This window comes from Pseudomonas sp. PARCl1 (genome assembly GCF_947311875.1).
In the GTDB taxonomy this organism is placed as follows: Bacteria; Pseudomonadota; Gammaproteobacteria; order Pseudomonadales; family Pseudomonadaceae; genus Aquipseudomonas; species Aquipseudomonas juntendi.
On record NZ_CAMZMX010000031.1, the window covers coordinates 1 to 14869 of the forward strand.

The window sequence follows — 14869 nt, forward strand, 5'->3', positions numbered from 1 at the left end:
TGCTTCTTCAGCCTGACGAGAATAACTTCTCCCGCCAGGCCAGTCACAACATACAAGGAGCGAGCGCAGCTCGCGATGCGCCGCGCGGGCGGCGCTCGATCTCACAGGCGCTGAAGATGCTACGGCGAGCACCTGGCAACCCTGATGCCATCGCCAGCCCCCCCCTGGGCTACAACCTGAAATGCCCCACCATCCCCTTCAGGTCGGTGCCCAACTGCGCCAGCTCCACACTTGACCGGGCATTGTCCTGCATGGCCAAGGCCGCCTGGTCGGCACTGCCGCGGATCTGTGTGACGCTGCGGCTGATCTCTTCGGCCACCGAACTCTGCTGCTCGGCTGCCGCGGCGATCTGCTGGTTCATCTGCTGAATCAACGACACTGCCGCGGCAATGCTGCCCAGCGCACTTTCGGTGTGCAACGCGTCAGCCACCGCCATACGCACCAGTTCGGCACTGCCGCGGATCTGCGCCACCGACTGCTGCGCATTGCCGCGCAAGCTGGCCACCAGGGTCTCGATCTGCTCGGTGGACTGGCGGGTACGCTTGGCCAGCGCCCGCACCTCATCGGCCACCACGGCAAAACCGCGCCCCTGCTCACCGGCCCGGGCAGCTTCGATGGCGGCGTTCAGCGCCAGCAGGTTGGTTTGCTCGGCCACGCTCTTGATCACTTCCAGCACATCGCCAATGGTATGGATTTCGGCACTGAGGCTGTCGATGCCGGCACTGGCGGTTTCCGCCGCGGCGGCCAGTTGTTCGATGCGCTGCATGCTCTGGCGCACCACCTGCTGGCCCGAGCCGACCTTGGCGTCTGCCGACTCGGCCGCCTGGGCCGCTTCTTCGGCGTTGCGCGCCACATCGTGCACGGTGGCGGTCATCTGTTGCATGGCGGTGGCGACCTGTTCGGTTTCCTCTTTCTGGCTGCCCACCTCACGGTTGGTCTGTTCGGTCACCGCCGACAGCGCCTGGGCACTGCCTGCCAGTTGCTCGATGCCCTGCTGCAAGCCACTGACAATACCGGCCAGCCCCGCGGCCATCTGCTGCATGGCCTGCATCAACTGCCCCACTTCGTCACGCCGCGGCGCCTGGGCATCGAACGCCAGCTCGCCCGCAGCAATGCGCTGGGCGCGGGCGATCACATGCTTGAGCGGGCCAACCACAGCGCGGGTAATCAACCAGGCCGCCAGCACGCCGGCCAACAGCGCCAGCACCGTGGCCAGGCCAATGGCCAGGGCATTGCGCTGCAGCTCGCCCTGCAGGGCCTGCTCCTGCGCCAGGTAGGCCTGGTCGACGCGCCCGGTGACCTGCTCGGCACTGGCCTGCAACTGGTCCTTCAACCCTTGTTCACGGGCCAACTCGTCGGTGTATTCGTTGAGCTTTTCCGAGAAGCTGCCGATGTGCCCCGCCACTTCGCCCAGCACGCTCTGGTAACCGGCATCGGCGATGGCGCCCTGCAGCTGGCCGACCAGGCTGGCCGCCTCGACGGTTTGGGCAATGCGCTCTTTACTGACACCCTCTTCGCCCTTGCGGCTTTGCTCCAGGCGCACCCGCGCTTCGTCCATGGCCTGCAGCATCAGCCGCGACACCTGTGCCACCTGCCCGGCTTGCTCGAGAAACTCTCCGCCCTGCTGGCCTTGGGACTGCTTGAGGGTGTACACGCCATCGTCGGCCAGGCCGGCCTGCAGCACATCCAGGTTATTGGCCACGCTGGACACCGACCAGCTGGCCATGTCCAGCGCCAGCTCCTTGGCCTGCACCGCCTGCACGAAGGCCTCGAATGCCTGGCCGTAGGCCGCCAGGTCGGACTCTGCCGCCGTCAGCGCCGGCAGGGTACTGGCGCGCTCGGCCAGGCCCTTGAGGCCGCTGCGCAGCGCCTCGGCCTGTTTCAGGTCGGAACGCAGGGCAAATGCCTGTTCGTGCTGGCGCAAGCGCAGCAGGTCGGTATTGAACTGGGCCAGCTGGCGCAAGCTGTCGAAGCGCTGGCCCACGCTGTATAACGCCGCAACACCAATGGCTGCGACCGCCAGTGTCAGCAGCAGCACCAGGGCAAAGCCCAGCCCCAGTTTACGGGCCATGCCCAGGTTGGCCAGCACACCATGCTTGCTCGCGCCCATTGCCCATTCCCCTTGTGCTTGCGAGGTTAACCCGAAGGCCAAGGTTGGCAACGTTGCCTGCTGCTGAACAAGGGCCTGACGTCAGAATAGTGTCAAATAGCTATGTCTTGTCGCTTTTAGCTGCGCTGAAGTCGGTTTCATCAGATCGCTGTCGCCCCACCGTCCACGGTCAGGCAGTGGCCAGTGGTGAACGCCGCGCCGTCGCTGCACAAGTACAGCACCGCACTGGCAATTTCCTCCACCTTGCCAATGCGCCCGACCGGGTGCATGGCCGCGGCGAATTCAGCCTTGCGCGGGTCAGCTTCATAGGCGCGGCGGAACATGTCGGTGTCGATCACCGCCGGGCACACCGCGTTCACGCGGATGCCCTTCTTGGCGTACTCGATGGCCGCCGACTTGGTCAGGCCGATGACCGCATGCTTGCTGGCACTGTAGATGCTCATCTTCGGCGCCGCGCCCAGCCCTGCCACCGAAGCGGTATTCACGATCACCCCGCCGCCCTGGGCCAGCAGCAACGGCAGCTGGTACTTCATGCACAACCACACCCCCTTCACGTTCACGCCCATGATGGCGTCGAACTCGGCCTCGCTGCCGTCGGCCAGGCGATGCTGCTCGATCTCGATACCGGCGTTGTTGAAGGCGTAGTCGAGCCGGCCATAGGCAGCCATCAGCTCGTCGTGCAACTGACGCACCGATGCGTCACGGGTTACGTCGCAGGCAATGAACAGCGCCTGGCCCCCCGCTGCCTGGACAAGCGCTACGGTGGCTTCACCGCCGACCGTGTCGCGGTCGGCCACTACCACCTTCAAACCCTGCTGGGCGAACGCCAGGGCGGTTGCCCGGCCAATGCCGGCCGCCGCGCCGGTAACCAGGGCTACCTGGCCAGAAAAGGTCATGCTCATCGCGCGCTCCTGTGACGGTATGGTGGGGTTCAGAGCATAGTCAGGCGTTGTCTGGCGGGGCAGCATCATCACATGAGCATTTGGGCTGGCATGCTTGTCAGTGATATTAAGGACCTGTATTCATCAACAGGGTAGATTGAAGCCCTGTTTCCCTCCACTGCCTACAAGGACCCCGTCATGAGCCAAACCAACCGCCGCTTCCTGCTCGCCAAACGCCCGGTGGGTGCCGTGCGCCGAGACGACTTCAGCTACGAGACCGTACCTGCCGAGCAACCCGGCGAAGGCCAGGTGCTGGTGCGCAACCTGTACCTGTCGCTGGACCCCGCCATGCGCGGCTGGATGAACGAAGGCAAGTCCTACATTCCGCCGGTGGCCCTGGGCCAGGTGATGCGCGCGCTGGGCGTGGGCGAGGTAGTGGCCTCCAACCACCCGGACTTCAAGGCCGGCGACCATGTAAGCGGCGCGCTGGGCGTGCAGGACTACTTCACCGGCGAGCCCCAGGGCCTGCACAAAATCGACCCCAACCTGGCGCCGCTGCCACGCTACCTGTCGGCGCTGGGCATGACCGGCATGACCGCCTACTTCGCCCTGCTGGAAGTGGGCCAGCCCAAGGCTGGCGACACCGTGGTGATTTCCGGCGCGGCCGGTGCGGTGGGCAGCATTGTCGGGCAGATTGCCAAAGTGAAGGGTTGCCGCGTGGTGGGCATTGCTGGCGGCGCCGAGAAGTGCCAGTACCTGAAGGACGAACTGGGCTTTGACGGGGTGATCGACTACAAGGCCGAAGACGTGCTGGCCGGTTTGAAGCGCGAATGCCCGAAAGGCGTGGACGTGTACTTCGACAACGTGGGCGGCGAGATTCTGGACGCGGTGCTGACGCGCATCAACTTCAAGGCACGCATCGTGATTTGCGGCGCCATCAGCCAGTACAACAACAAGGAAGCGGTGAAGGGCCCGGCTAACTACCTGGCATTGCTGGTGAACCGCGCGCGCATGGAAGGTTTTGTGGTGATGGACCACACCAAGGAGTACGGCAAGGCCGCACAGGAAATTGCCGGGTGGCTGGCCAACGGGCAGGTGAAAAGCAAGGAAGATGTGGTGGAGGGGCTGGAGACCTTCCCAGAGACCTTGCTGAAGCTGTTCAACGGTGAGAATTTCGGCAAGTTGGTGCTGAAGGTTTAACCCTACCCGAATGCGCAGCCCCCGGAAGTTGCGGCCTGGCTTCACGCCGGGCTGCGCAGCACAGCCCCCCTCATTCCCGCACGCTCAGCAGGCGCCCGTGGCCCTGCTGGCGCCGCGAATTGCAGCACCCTTCGGCGTACCGGATTCACAGGTTGACCTTGCCTGTCCGATACCTGCCGTATCCCTTCGTTGCCCCTTCATTTAGAATGGGTAAAGCCTGAGCAAGACATTGGATTACCATCACTTCAGGCCTGGGCAAACAGGCAGTCTGCACCTAAGCGTCAGACAAAACGGATCAACGCTAGGGGTTTGAAATGTGTTCTGAGAATCACGCCGTTACTGACAATCCGTTGGTGACAGTGATCATCGCGTCTTACAACCATGCGCGCTACATCGAAGCCAGCATCATGAGCGTCATCAACCAGACCTACAAGAATATCGAGCTTCTGGTGATCGATGACGGTTCCAAGGACGACAGCCCCGCATTGCTCAAGCGTTTGCAGCAGCAGCACGGTTTCTACCTACGCCTGCAGGCCAACCAGGGCCTGGCACGCACCCTCAACGATGCGATCGCGCAAGCCAAGGGCGACCTGATAGTGCCTTTTGGCTCTGACGACATCATGCTTGCGCACCGTATCGCCACCCAGGTGGCGTATATGCAGGGCAAGCCCGAGGTGGGAATTTGCTCAGCCAACATCGAAACCATCGACCAGGACGGCAAGGTGATGGGTGCCCGTGAGCAGCGCAACCGCAACCTGCCCTTCCGCCGCCTGGACTTCGACGACTTGTTCCTCGACCGCAAGCCAGGGCCCATGGCAGCCACTTTGATGCTGCGCCGTGAGGCCCTGGAAAAGGTAGGTGGCTTCAACCCGGATATCCGCCTGGAAGACGTTTACATCGAGTTGTCGATTGCTCGGGCCGGTTATTACATCGACGTGTTGGGTGAAGTACTGGCGCAGTACCGTGACCACCCTACCAATACCTTCAAGAACGGCCGCTTCATGGTTGATAACGTACTGCGAACCTTTGCAGTGTTCAGCGACCACCCGCAGTACGAGCAGGTTTGCATGAAATTCCGCAACTCCATGCTATTGAAGTACGCCAACCGGGACAAAGCGCTGAGCCGGGAAATGCTTGCGCAAATCCCGCTCAGGTACTGGAACCGCAAGACCCTGCGCGGGCTGTGGCGGTTGCTCTGGTCTTAAGTAACGCGGCCGCGCTGCCAATGGATCAGTGACTGCCCGTAGACCAGCGCCAACGGAATCCAGATCAGAAACCAATGCTCTTTCGGGCGTGACATGAATGCACTGCCTTCAGTCAGGCCCGAAACAAACCCGAAGATCAGCCAGGTGGCAGCCAGCGTTACGCCAGGGTGCTTGCGATAATTCCAGCAGAAGTACATGGCCAGGCTGTAGATCGTCATCCACAGCACCAGGCCCACCACCCCGCCCGCGTACAGCACGCCCAACTCGATGTTATGGGGGTCGGCAAGCGTTTGCGCGAGGCCCGGAATAATCACGGTCATGGGCGTGTCGTAACCATGCCCCAGCCACGGATGCTCGCCAATCTGGCGCAGCGCCTCCAGCCAAATGGCCGGGCGATAGGACAAGCCCCGCTGCGTGATGGCCTCCGGGTAGACCACCACCATGCCCAGCAGCGCGACCAACACTGCAGCCAGCGCCAACAGACCGCGTTTACGGTCGCCGACGATAATCAGCCACGCCAATGCCGCGCCCAGGCCCATCAAAGGTGTCCGTGAACCTGTGGCTACTACCGTGGCGCCCAAGATCGCCAGCCACACCAGCGACATCGGGTCGAGCACGCGTTTTGCCTGGAACCAGTACGCCAGCCATACGGCTGTGAAAGCGCCCAGCACATGAGCGGTTAGTAGAGGGTTGTACAGGGCCCCGTAACCTTCCAGCCGGCTGGCACCCGCTGGCCGTTGGTAAAGCAGGAAATAGCCGAGGTACAGGGCCGCCGCTATCCCTACCAGAGTTGCAGCGATGCGCACGCACTGCTGAAGATGGGCTGGGGCATGCAGGCTGATCATGCCTGCCGATAGCAGCACCATGGCGATGTACAACGGCCTTTTCAGCAAGCTCCCTGCGGAGTTGGCCGAGTCGGACCATGCAATGCTCAGCATGGTGTACGCACAAAACACCAGGAATGCGATGAATAAAGGATTGCCGGCCAGCTTTTTCAGCATTGCCGGCTGCAACAGCAGCGCCACCAAGGTTGGCACTGCCAGCAGGATATAGAACAGCTTGTGGTAGAGAGAACGTTCCCCCACCCAGAACATGCCCGTGAGCATGACCAGCCAACCCAAAGGGAGAACATAGCTGTTGACCTTCCTTCCCCAGCGCTGGGCCGGGGATTCGACTAATACATCGGCTGACATTGACGTTCTCGACAAGAGTGGGGAACTCACGGGCTGCTTACTCGATGTGACCGTAACACAGGCATGTGAACAGAGCGCCTAACGCGCAAGGCTTTGGCCCAACGATGGCTCGGCACTCAGTTGCGAATTTCGGCAACAACGGCTGACAGCGCCTGGCCAGGGTTTGCCGCTTGGCTGATGGGCCGGCCGATCACCAGGTAATCCGAGCCGGCATCCAGCGCTTGGCGCGGGGTGAGGATGCGGCGCTGGTCATCCTGCGCGCTACCCGCTGGGCGAATACCCGGGGTCACCAACTGCAGCGCGGGGTGCGCCGCCTTCAAGGCCGGTGCCTCCAGCGCCGAGCAAACCAGCCCGTCCATGCCCGCTTTCTGCGCCAATGCCGCCAGTCGCAATACCTGCTCTTGCGGGTCTACATCCAGGCCGATGTCGGCCAGGTCTTCACGTTCCATGCTGGTCAGCACGGTCACGCCAATCAGCAACGGCTGCGGGCCGCTGCGCTTGGCCAGTTCTTCGCGGCAGGCCGCCATCATGCGCAGGCCACCGGAGCAATGCACGTTGACCATCCACACCCCCATTTCGGCCGCTGCCTTTACCGCCATGGCCGTGGTGTTGGGGATGTCGTGGAACTTGAGGTCGAGGAACACTTCGAAGCCCTTGGCGCACAGGGTTTCGACAATGCCCGAAGCGCTGCTGGTGAACAGCTCTTTGCCCACCTTTACCCGGCACAGCGCAGGGTCAAGCTGGTCAGCCAGCTTCAGGGCGGCATCACGGGTCGGGAAATCCAGGGCGACGATCAGGGGCGTCTGGCAGGCGGACATGGCAGGGTCTCTTGGCAAGTCGAAAACGGCGCGCATTGTAAACGAAGTGGCGCGGGCTTTGGGGCCCGCAGGTCACGGAATTGGCCCGGCACGGGCCGGCACCTATAATTGAACCAACGGAACGGGTAATTGCTCAAACTTTACACACGCGTTGCCCATGGCCCGATCAAAGGAGAACGACAATGCCCTGGTATGCCTGGCTGATCCTCATCATAGCCCTTGGCTCCATCGTCGGCGGGTTGATGATGTTGCGCGACACGGCCAAGAAACTGCCGCTTACCGATGAGCAACTGCGCAAGGTGCATGAGCGCAACGCCGAGGCAGATGCCAAGGATGCGCGGGATCGCTGAGACGGCCCGCCGTTGCCCGGGGCGCGAGGATTGTTTTTTACGGCCACTTATAAACAGGGCTGGGGGGTAGTGCCTGTTAGTTAAGCGTTACTGGGGCTGCTTTGCAGCCCTTCGCGGGCACGCCCGCTCCCACAGGTTTGGCGCCGAACTCAAGAAATGTGCGATACCCTGTGGGAGCGGGCGTGCCCGCGAAGGGTCGCAAAGCGGCCCCAAATTACTTAACTGACTGGCACGCCCCCTGCCCCTCCTGCAGTTACTCCACCATCACCTTATCCCGGTTGCGCTCCAGCAGGGCATTGCCTATCCCCTTGATCTCCAGCAACTCATCCACCGAGGCAAACGGCCCATTCGCTTCGCGGTAGGCCACAATAGCCTCGGCCTTGGCCTTGCCAATGCCATTCAGCTCCTTCTGTAGTGTGAGGGCATCGGCCTTGTTCAGGTCCAGCCGTTGCGGCTGCTGCACCTGCTGCTGGCTGACTATGGGCACCGGTTCGGCAACCGCTGCCGTATTGGCCGGGGCGGCACTGAGGGAAAAGGACAGGCTGGCGAACAGCGGCAGCAGCAGGTACGACAGAACGTTGTTACGCATGGTGAACACTCCTTGGGTTGGTCTTTTACAGCAGCCGGTTTCCTTCGGCTGTGCCAACAACCCTAGCGACTAACCCGGAAGCAAAACACCCACGCCCGGCAGCGAATGGTTACCAGATCCGTCAACAAGCCTATCAACCTCGCCGACCCTCAAACCGAGTTCACAGCCCCCCCTTAGGCGTCGTCCTCACTGAGGCATGGCTCTGCCGACCGACGTGAGGGCAAATGCCTAAATCTCCGCAAGCGCCTGCCCACCATTAGCCGGCTGTTTTCCCACAAGGCACGCCGCACAATGCCCCAAGAACCGGAAGCCTGACCTTGCCACTGTTGTCGGTGGAGGTGGAATGGGACGCCGCGTTACAAGACATCGACCTTGCCCTGGCCTTCGATCCCGATGGGACCAGTCAATCTGTCGAAATCAATTATGTCAGACTTTCCTGAAACGCTTCCCCGCCTCTTCAGCTTTGGACAACAAGCGAACTATCCTACGCTCCGGTCAGAAGCAGCTGAATAGCCGGGGAAATGCCCTAGGGATAACTTCACCGGGTCGCCGATTTGGTGACCGGGTGTGAGAACCCGACGCGAGTTATCTGGCTTGACTGTAATGGCAGTCGTACGCGGGCAGACTACGGTCTGGCCGGGCTTTGTAGCTCCCTCGGTTTCTCACCCCGTGTACGACTGCCACCCTGATCCGTGAGAAAGATCCGCGTGGCGGTTCCACTTTTCAGGAGCTACAGCCATGAAAAACCACGACCAAGCCCCCATCCTAACCGCAGGCATCGAAACCTTCCTCGAAGCCGGCAACCCCACCCTGGACCTGCTGCGCGTGCAGCCCGGCGTTCCGGTAGACGATGCGTATGAGCATGTCTCCGTGCTGCTAGGCTACTGCAAGCACCTGGTACGCGAAGGCGACATGGAGGATGACCACAAGATGCTGGGCGCAGCGGATTACCTACTGGCCCTGGCCAAGGCCCTGATGAACGACATCGAAATTGCCAAGAACAAACGCCACTAAAAGCACTGCCACCAGGCAATCCAAACCCAGTGATCGGGTCGCGGTAACGGGACAAGCCCGTCGCCCGTCCACACCACCGGAGGTGCGGTTTTCCGCACCCGGCGGTTGGACAGCAGGCAAATGCGGCGATACCCCCGACGGAAAGTGAATGCATACGAGCCGGCCAAAAGCTCCCCTATCCGCTCATGCTCAAAGAGCGGCTGAAAGATTGTAGAATCCCCCCGTCCGCAGTTAGCAAGGGCATGCTGACTACAATTCACTTGCCATGTCCCAATGGCTGCCCTTTGGGCCTATCGAGTAAAAAATGATCAAGATCAACTCCACCATCGAATGCTCCAACTCGGCTCCTTTTGTGCTGTTCGGCGGCATCAATGTTCTCGAGTCTGAAGACCTGGCGCTGACCGCCTGTGCCGAATACGTGCGCGTCACACAGAAGCTGGGCATCCCGTATGTGTTCAAAGCCAGCTTTGATAAAGCGAACCGCTCATCGATCCACTCCTACCGTGGCCCCGGCATGGAGGAAGGGCTGCGGATCTTCGAAAAGGTGAAGGCCGAGTTCGGCGTACCGATCATCACCGACGTTCACGAAATCTACCAGGCGGCCCCGGTCGCGGAAGTGGTCGATGTACTGCAGCTGCCGGCCTTCCTCGCCCGCCAGACAGACCTGGTGGTCGCCCTTGCCAAAACCGGCAAGCCAGTGAATATCAAAAAGCCGCAATTCCTTAGCCCGTCGCAAATGCAGAACATCGTGCACAAGTTCAAGGAAGCGGGTAATGACCAGCTGATCTTGTGTGACAGGGGCACTTGCATGGGCTACGACAACCTGGTCGTGGACATGCTTGGCTTCGGCGTCATGAAACGCACCTGCGAAGACCTGCCGATCATCTTTGACGTCACCCATGCCCTGCAAAACCGTGACCCATCCGGCGCGGCTTCCGGGGGCAGGCGTGAGCAGGTGGTAGAGCTGGCGCGTGCGGGAATGGGCGTGGGCCTGGCCGGCCTGTTCCTCGAAGCCCACCCTAACCCTGATCAAGCCAAGTGTGACGGCCCCAGCGCCCTGCCACTGGACAAGCTGGAACCCTTCCTCGCGCAAATCAAGGCGCTCGATGATCTGGTCAAGTCGTTCCCGCCGTTGACCATTGCTTAAGCTGCGATGATGAACTGGGCCGCTTCTGCGTCAGAAGCGGCCGTGTATCAAGACCTAGGGTTGCCGTCGAAAGTGTCAACAACACCGACAATCGCGCCGCCGGGGTCCACCACCATCAAGGCACGGATCTTGTTTTCCAGCATGTAGGCTTCAGCGACCGACACGCGGCAATCTGCCGCGATGGTATAAGGGTTCAACTTCATGGTTTCGATAACGGTGGAGTGAATGACCTGGTTACCCTTCAGCAAAGCACGGCGCAGGCCGAAAAGCAGCAATTAGCTTTTTTGTTGTTGCTGGTAGATCCAGTCGACAATCTCACCTGATGGCGCGTACCCGTTGACCAATTCCCTCAGTAATTGACGGATACGAGCAAAGTCATCCACGGCCACGGCATTGAGCAATACACCCAAACGGTCACGCAAAAGATCCCAGCTTATGTAGTCTTCATTCGCAACCATGATCATGGGGTGAACCGTAGGAGAAACGTCGTCACCGATCAACAGCTCTTCAAACAGTTTCTCCCCCGGGCGCAACCCTGTGAACTCAATTGCGATATCGCCGCTGGGGTTCGCTGGACTACGCACGCTAAGGCCCGACAGGTGAATCATTTTTTCGGCCAGCTCCACGATTTTCACCGGCTCGCCCATGTCAAGAACGAAGACGTCCCCGCCTTGGCCCATAGCCCCGGCCTGCACGACCAATTGGGCAGCTTCGGGGATAGTCATGAAATAGCGGGTGATTTTTGGGTGCGTAACCGTAATCGGGCCACCGCTTTTGATCTGCTTGTGAAACAACGGTATCACCGAGCCAGAGGAGCCCAGTACGTTGCCAAACCGCACCATGGTGAAGCGGGTTTTATTGACCCGCGCAACCTTGCTGCTGTCACCGTACAACACGGGAGCCGTCTCGCGGCTGAGGGCCTGTAAAATCAACTCCGACAGCCGCTTGGTGCCGCCCATTACATTGGTAGGCCGTACTGCCTTGTCGGTGGAGATGAGCACAAAGTTCGCGACACCTGACTGCAAAGCCGCCTGCGCCGTACAGAGCGTGCCATAGACATTATTCAGAATGCCCTCGGCCATGTTGTGCTCAACCATCGGCACATGCTTGTAAGCGGCCGCATGATAGACAGTGGCCACACGCCAGGTCGCCATCACATCTGCCAGATGTTGCTGATTACGCACTGAGCCCAGAATGGGCAACAGCCTCACCGAAAGCGATTCGCGTGCAATGCGCTGCTCCAGTTCGGTAAGAATCGCGTACAGGTTGTACTCACTATGATCGAACAGCAGCAAGGTAGTAGGCCCGAGCCCGATGATCTGGCGGCAAAGCTCAGAGCCTATGGAGCCCCCTGCCCCGGTAACCAGGACCGTTTGCTTGTGAATACAGCGTTCGAGCAGATCTTCCTGGGCTGGCACTGGGTCCCGCCCAAGCAGGTCGGCAATGTCGACATCCTGAATGTCATCTACCTTGACCCGGCCACTGGCCAGGTCGGCAAAGGCCGGCACACTGCGCACATGCAGCGGGTACGGCTCAAGCAGGGCCAGTATCTCTTTGCGCCGGGCGCGCGACACGGAAGGCAGGGCCAACAGGATCTCTTGCGCTCCGGTTTCCTTGATCATCTGCTGCAGATGCTTCGGTTTGTAGACCTGCAAGCCGGAAATAACCCGATTGGCCAGATCGCCATCGTCATCGATGAACGCCACCGGACGCATTACACGGCCCATGCGCAGTGCTGCAAGCAACTGGTTGCCGGCCGTGCCAGCGCCGTAGATGGCCACTTTGACCAAGCCGTCATCGCGGCTGGCGAACGGTATCTGATGGGCGCCGGTAAACCAGTCACCCATGAAATACTGGCGCATGACCAGGCGCAACCCGCCAATGATCACCATGCTCAACCACCAATAGTTGAACACGATGGAGCGAGGGACAAGGACCTGGTGGTTGCTGTACCAATACACAACCACGGCCAATATCAGCGATGACAGGGTGACCGCCTTGATGATGGCGACCAAGGCGTCATTACCGAAATAACGCATTACCGCCCGGTACATGCCAAAGCGAATGAACAGCGGAATGGCCACTACCGGTGCAGCCATGAACAGCCAGCGATGCTCGACTATAGGGTTGTACATCTCGTCGATGCCCAGGCGCACGATGAACGACAACCACAGTGCTAGCCAGATCAACACCACGTCGGCGCACACTTGCACCAGGCGTTTTTGCCGCCTGGACAGATTGACGAGGTATTCACGCACCCTGCTGTTCTTCGCTGCGCTCATCTGGCATGCCTCAGCGCAAACAGGCTGCGAATGACTGCCGGCGGCGTTTCAGGGGCCAGGCGCAGGGTAGGTTCACCTGCTGGATGCCTTGGGAGCTTGCTCATCCTATTCTTTTTCCCCTGCTTTATAGATTAACGCCAACACTATCAGAGGTACGTAGGCCACCAAGGTTCCCAGTGCACCATCGAGCTGAAATACCACGACCACCATAGCCACGGGTAACAGCCAACCCAGGTTGATGGCCGCCACGGCCAAGGTGACTGTGCGGTGGCTGCCGTGGTGACGGGTCGCGTACTGGTAAGCATGGCTGCGATGCGCTTGGTGAACCTTGTCGCCGCGCAGCAAACGCCGAACCAAGGTAAATGTGGCATCCACCACGAACACACCCAAAAGTATTAACCACCCCCAGAATAATAGCGGGTTTACCCAACCTGCCAGTAACGCCAGCAGGCCCAGCACCATACCGAGGAAACCACTGCCCGCATCACCCATGAAGATGCGGGCGGGGGGGAAATTCCAGCACAGGAAGCCGGCCACCGTGGCAGCCAGCAACAGGGGTAGCCAGGCGTGATGAGCATGATCGGTTACCCAGTACAACAGGCTGGCCCCCACGCAAACGCAGATGGCCTCGACACTGGCGAGGCCGTCGATACCATCCATGAAGTTATAGAGGTTCAGCAGCCATACCAGGTACAGCGCGCCGAATAGGCTGCTCAGCCACAAGGGGGCCAGCGTAAAGCCAAACACATTGATGGGCGGCATGCCCCCCAGCCAAGCGAGGCCCCAGGCCGCAGCCGCAAAATGGCCCAACAGGCGCCAGCGCGCAGCGATATGCCCGTGGTCGTCCATGAAACCGATCACCGCCACCAGCCCCCCGGCGCCCAGCACCCCGACCACCACGGAGGGTGCGATAGGCCCTGCAATAGCCATACAAAGTGCTGCCAGCAGAAAAGCCACCACAAAGCTCAAGCCGCCGCCGCGCGGGGTAGGCAGTGTGTGTGAGCTACGTGCATTGGGAATGTCCATCAGGCTACGGGACAGCGCATAACGCCGCAGCGCTGCCGTCATCCACCATGCTGCCACGCCTGCCGCCAAAACGAGCCAGATCATGGGCGGCGCGCTTCCAGCAAAGATTGAGCGGTCATTTTCAGTCCTTGTTCCAACGTGTAGGGAGGGTACCAGCCGAGCAACTGCCGGTTCTTGGCAATATCCACCTGCAGTGAGCCGAGCAGGCGCTGGGCGAGGTCCCGCCGCCCCACCAACTGCGCTGCGCCATGCAACACCCCCACCGGCACAGGTAGCAAGCGCGCCGGCTGCCCCAGCACGCGACCTAGGGCATGCAGCAGTTGGCTGAGGGAAGCGTCTTCCCCGTCACTGGCCATGAAGGTCTGGTTGGCGGCGTTTGGATGGTCAATGCAGGTAATGATCAGGTCGACCAGGTTGGCCACCGACACCAGGCTGCGACGGTTGTCGACCTTTGCGAATGGCAGTGGCACACCACGCTGCACCCAACGCATCATGCTATGGAAATTGGCCTTGACCCCCGGCCCGTAGACCAGCGTAGGGCGAATCACAACCACCTGCATCGCGGTAGTCGCTGCCAGCTGGCGCAACCCCTGCTCTGCTTCGAGCTTGGACAGCCCATAGGCATCCCGCGGTGCCGGCACATCATCAGCATGCAGCGGCTTGCCTGGCTGGCTGAGCTCACCATTGACCTTGACCGAGCTGATGAAGATAAAGCGCCTTACACCTGCGGCAGCGGCCTGGCGGGCCAGATTGAGCGTGCCCTCGACATTGACCCGACGGAACTCGGCCAGGCTGTCGCTGGCAGTTTCCTTCATGACATGCACCCGGGCAGCGGCATGCACCACAGTATCGACACCGGCCAGTGCTGCAGCCCAGTCGGTGCTGGCGGCGAGGTCAGCGATGCGCACCGCTTGTGCACCCGCAACGGGTGCCTGGCCATTGCCACGCAGTGCGGCTCGGGTATCGAAGCCCACGTTACTGGCCAGCTGACGGCATAGCGCGCTGCCGATGAAGCCGCTTGCACCTGTAACGAGTATCGTGCGTTTTTCCATAT

At 60.9% G+C, this 14869-nt stretch carries 14 protein-coding genes; 5 read left to right on the plus strand and 9 right to left on the minus strand.

Going from position 1 to position 14869, the window contains the following annotated elements; all coding sequences use genetic code 11:
• Nucleotides 1–169: 169 nt before the first annotated feature.
• Together QME24_RS16430 and QME24_RS16435 are read right to left on the minus strand one after the other, a co-directional pair.
• A complete protein-coding gene (locus tag QME24_RS16430) occupies nt 170–2110 on the minus strand; it encodes a methyl-accepting chemotaxis protein (protein ID WP_009685944.1) in 1941 nt (646 codons plus the stop codon).
• Nucleotides 2111–2250: 140 nt separating this feature from the next.
• Nucleotides 2251–3012: an SDR family oxidoreductase gene (locus QME24_RS16435; RefSeq protein WP_009685945.1), complete on the minus strand. Its 762-nt coding sequence runs from the start codon at nt 3010–3012 to the stop codon at nt 2251–2253.
• A gap of 177 nt (nt 3013–3189) precedes the next feature.
• On the opposite strand from QME24_RS16435, the gene QME24_RS16440 reads away from it, so the two are divergent.
• Both QME24_RS16440 and QME24_RS16445 read left to right on the plus strand, forming a co-directional pair.
• Nucleotides 3190–4191, plus strand: a complete 1002-nt coding sequence (locus QME24_RS16440; RefSeq protein WP_009685946.1) for an NADP-dependent oxidoreductase — start codon at nt 3190–3192, stop codon at nt 4189–4191.
• Between the two features lie 314 nt (nt 4192–4505).
• Complete coding sequence (locus QME24_RS16445; protein ID WP_009685947.1) at nt 4506–5396, plus strand: glycosyltransferase; 891 nt, start codon at nt 4506–4508, stop codon at nt 5394–5396.
• On the opposite strand, the gene QME24_RS16450 is transcribed toward QME24_RS16445, so the two are convergent.
• A complete protein-coding gene (locus QME24_RS16450; RefSeq protein WP_033691015.1) occupies nt 5393–6589 on the minus strand; it encodes an O-antigen ligase family protein in 1197 nt (398 codons plus the stop codon). The genes QME24_RS16445 and QME24_RS16450 overlap by 4 nt on opposite strands.
• A 116-nt stretch (nt 6590–6705) precedes the next feature.
• Nucleotides 6706–7407 carry an orotidine-5'-phosphate decarboxylase gene (gene pyrF / locus QME24_RS16455; protein ID WP_009685949.1) on the minus strand — a complete coding sequence of 234 codons (702 nt, stop codon included), beginning with the start codon at nt 7405–7407 and terminating at the stop codon, nt 6706–6708.
• Nucleotides 7408–7589: 182 nt separating this feature from the next.
• Here pyrF and QME24_RS16460 point away from each other — a divergent pair, with 182 nt between their 5' ends.
• Entirely contained in the window at nt 7590–7757 is a 168-nt protein-coding gene (locus QME24_RS16460; protein WP_009685950.1) for a DUF2897 family protein, read from the plus strand.
• A gap of 253 nt (nt 7758–8010) precedes the next feature.
• Here the strand turns inward: QME24_RS16460 and QME24_RS16465 are convergent, their stop codons facing one another.
• Nucleotides 8011–8346 carry a helix-hairpin-helix domain-containing protein gene (locus tag QME24_RS16465; protein WP_029885250.1) on the minus strand — a complete coding sequence of 112 codons (336 nt, stop codon included), beginning with the start codon at nt 8344–8346 and terminating at the stop codon, nt 8011–8013.
• Between the two features lie 738 nt (nt 8347–9084).
• Between QME24_RS16465 and QME24_RS16470 the strand changes: the two genes are divergently transcribed.
• Together QME24_RS16470 and kdsA are read left to right on the plus strand one after the other, a co-directional pair.
• Nucleotides 9085–9360: a DUF3077 domain-containing protein gene (locus QME24_RS16470; protein ID WP_009685953.1), complete on the plus strand. Its 276-nt coding sequence runs from the start codon at nt 9085–9087 to the stop codon at nt 9358–9360.
• 304 nt (nt 9361–9664) lie between these two features.
• Nucleotides 9665–10507 (plus strand): 3-deoxy-8-phosphooctulonate synthase, encoded by an 843-nt coding sequence (gene kdsA, locus QME24_RS16475; protein WP_009685954.1) that lies wholly within the window; start codon nt 9665–9667, stop codon nt 10505–10507.
• A gap of 47 nt (nt 10508–10554) precedes the next feature.
• On the opposite strand, the gene QME24_RS16480 is transcribed toward kdsA, so the two are convergent.
• From QME24_RS16480 to QME24_RS16495, 4 genes are all read right to left on the minus strand, one after another.
• Complete coding sequence (locus QME24_RS16480; protein ID WP_054881467.1) at nt 10555–10782, minus strand: hypothetical protein; 228 nt, start codon at nt 10780–10782, stop codon at nt 10555–10557.
• Nucleotides 10783–12789, minus strand: a complete 2007-nt coding sequence (locus QME24_RS16485; protein WP_009685956.1) for a nucleoside-diphosphate sugar epimerase/dehydratase — start codon at nt 12787–12789, stop codon at nt 10783–10785.
• Nucleotides 12790–12894: 105 nt separating this feature from the next.
• Nucleotides 12895–13899, minus strand: coding sequence for a glycosyltransferase family 4 protein (locus QME24_RS16490; RefSeq protein WP_281690883.1), 1005 nt, complete (start codon nt 13897–13899; stop codon nt 12895–12897).
• A complete protein-coding gene (locus QME24_RS16495) occupies nt 13896–14867 on the minus strand; it encodes an SDR family oxidoreductase (RefSeq protein ID WP_029885247.1) in 972 nt (323 codons plus the stop codon). Before QME24_RS16495 ends, QME24_RS16490 begins: the two co-directional genes overlap by 4 nt.
• Nucleotides 14868–14869: the final 2 nt, after the last annotated feature.

Excerpts from the sequence above, each read along its gene's own strand:
- QME24_RS16485 (WP_009685956.1), bottom strand. The coding sequence starts at position 12,789 with ATGAGCGCAGCGAAGAACAGCAGGGTGCGTGAATACCTCGTCAATCTG.
- QME24_RS16495 (WP_029885247.1), bottom strand. The coding sequence starts at position 14,867 with ATGGAAAAACGCACGATACTCGTTACAGGTGCAAGCGGCTTCATCGGC.
- pyrF (WP_009685949.1), bottom strand. The coding sequence starts at position 7,407 with ATGTCCGCCTGCCAGACGCCCCTGATCGTCGCCCTGGATTTCCCGACC.
- QME24_RS16465 (WP_029885250.1), bottom strand. The coding sequence starts at position 8,346 with ATGCGTAACAACGTTCTGTCGTACCTGCTGCTGCCGCTGTTCGCCAGC.
- QME24_RS16490 (WP_281690883.1), bottom strand. The coding sequence starts at position 13,899 with ATGATCTGGCTCGTTTTGGCGGCAGGCGTGGCAGCATGGTGGATGACG.
- QME24_RS16440 (WP_009685946.1), top strand. The coding sequence starts at position 3,190 with ATGAGCCAAACCAACCGCCGCTTCCTGCTCGCCAAACGCCCGGTGGGT.
- kdsA (WP_009685954.1), top strand. The coding sequence starts at position 9,665 with ATGATCAAGATCAACTCCACCATCGAATGCTCCAACTCGGCTCCTTTT.
- QME24_RS16445 (WP_009685947.1), top strand. The coding sequence starts at position 4,506 with ATGTGTTCTGAGAATCACGCCGTTACTGACAATCCGTTGGTGACAGTG.
- QME24_RS16435 (WP_009685945.1), bottom strand. The coding sequence starts at position 3,012 with ATGAGCATGACCTTTTCTGGCCAGGTAGCCCTGGTTACCGGCGCGGCG.
- QME24_RS16430 (WP_009685944.1), bottom strand. The coding sequence starts at position 2,110 with ATGGGCGCGAGCAAGCATGGTGTGCTGGCCAACCTGGGCATGGCCCGT.
- QME24_RS16460 (WP_009685950.1), top strand. The coding sequence starts at position 7,590 with ATGCCCTGGTATGCCTGGCTGATCCTCATCATAGCCCTTGGCTCCATC.
- QME24_RS16450 (WP_033691015.1), bottom strand. The coding sequence starts at position 6,589 with ATGTCAGCCGATGTATTAGTCGAATCCCCGGCCCAGCGCTGGGGAAGG.
- QME24_RS16470 (WP_009685953.1), top strand. The coding sequence starts at position 9,085 with ATGAAAAACCACGACCAAGCCCCCATCCTAACCGCAGGCATCGAAACC.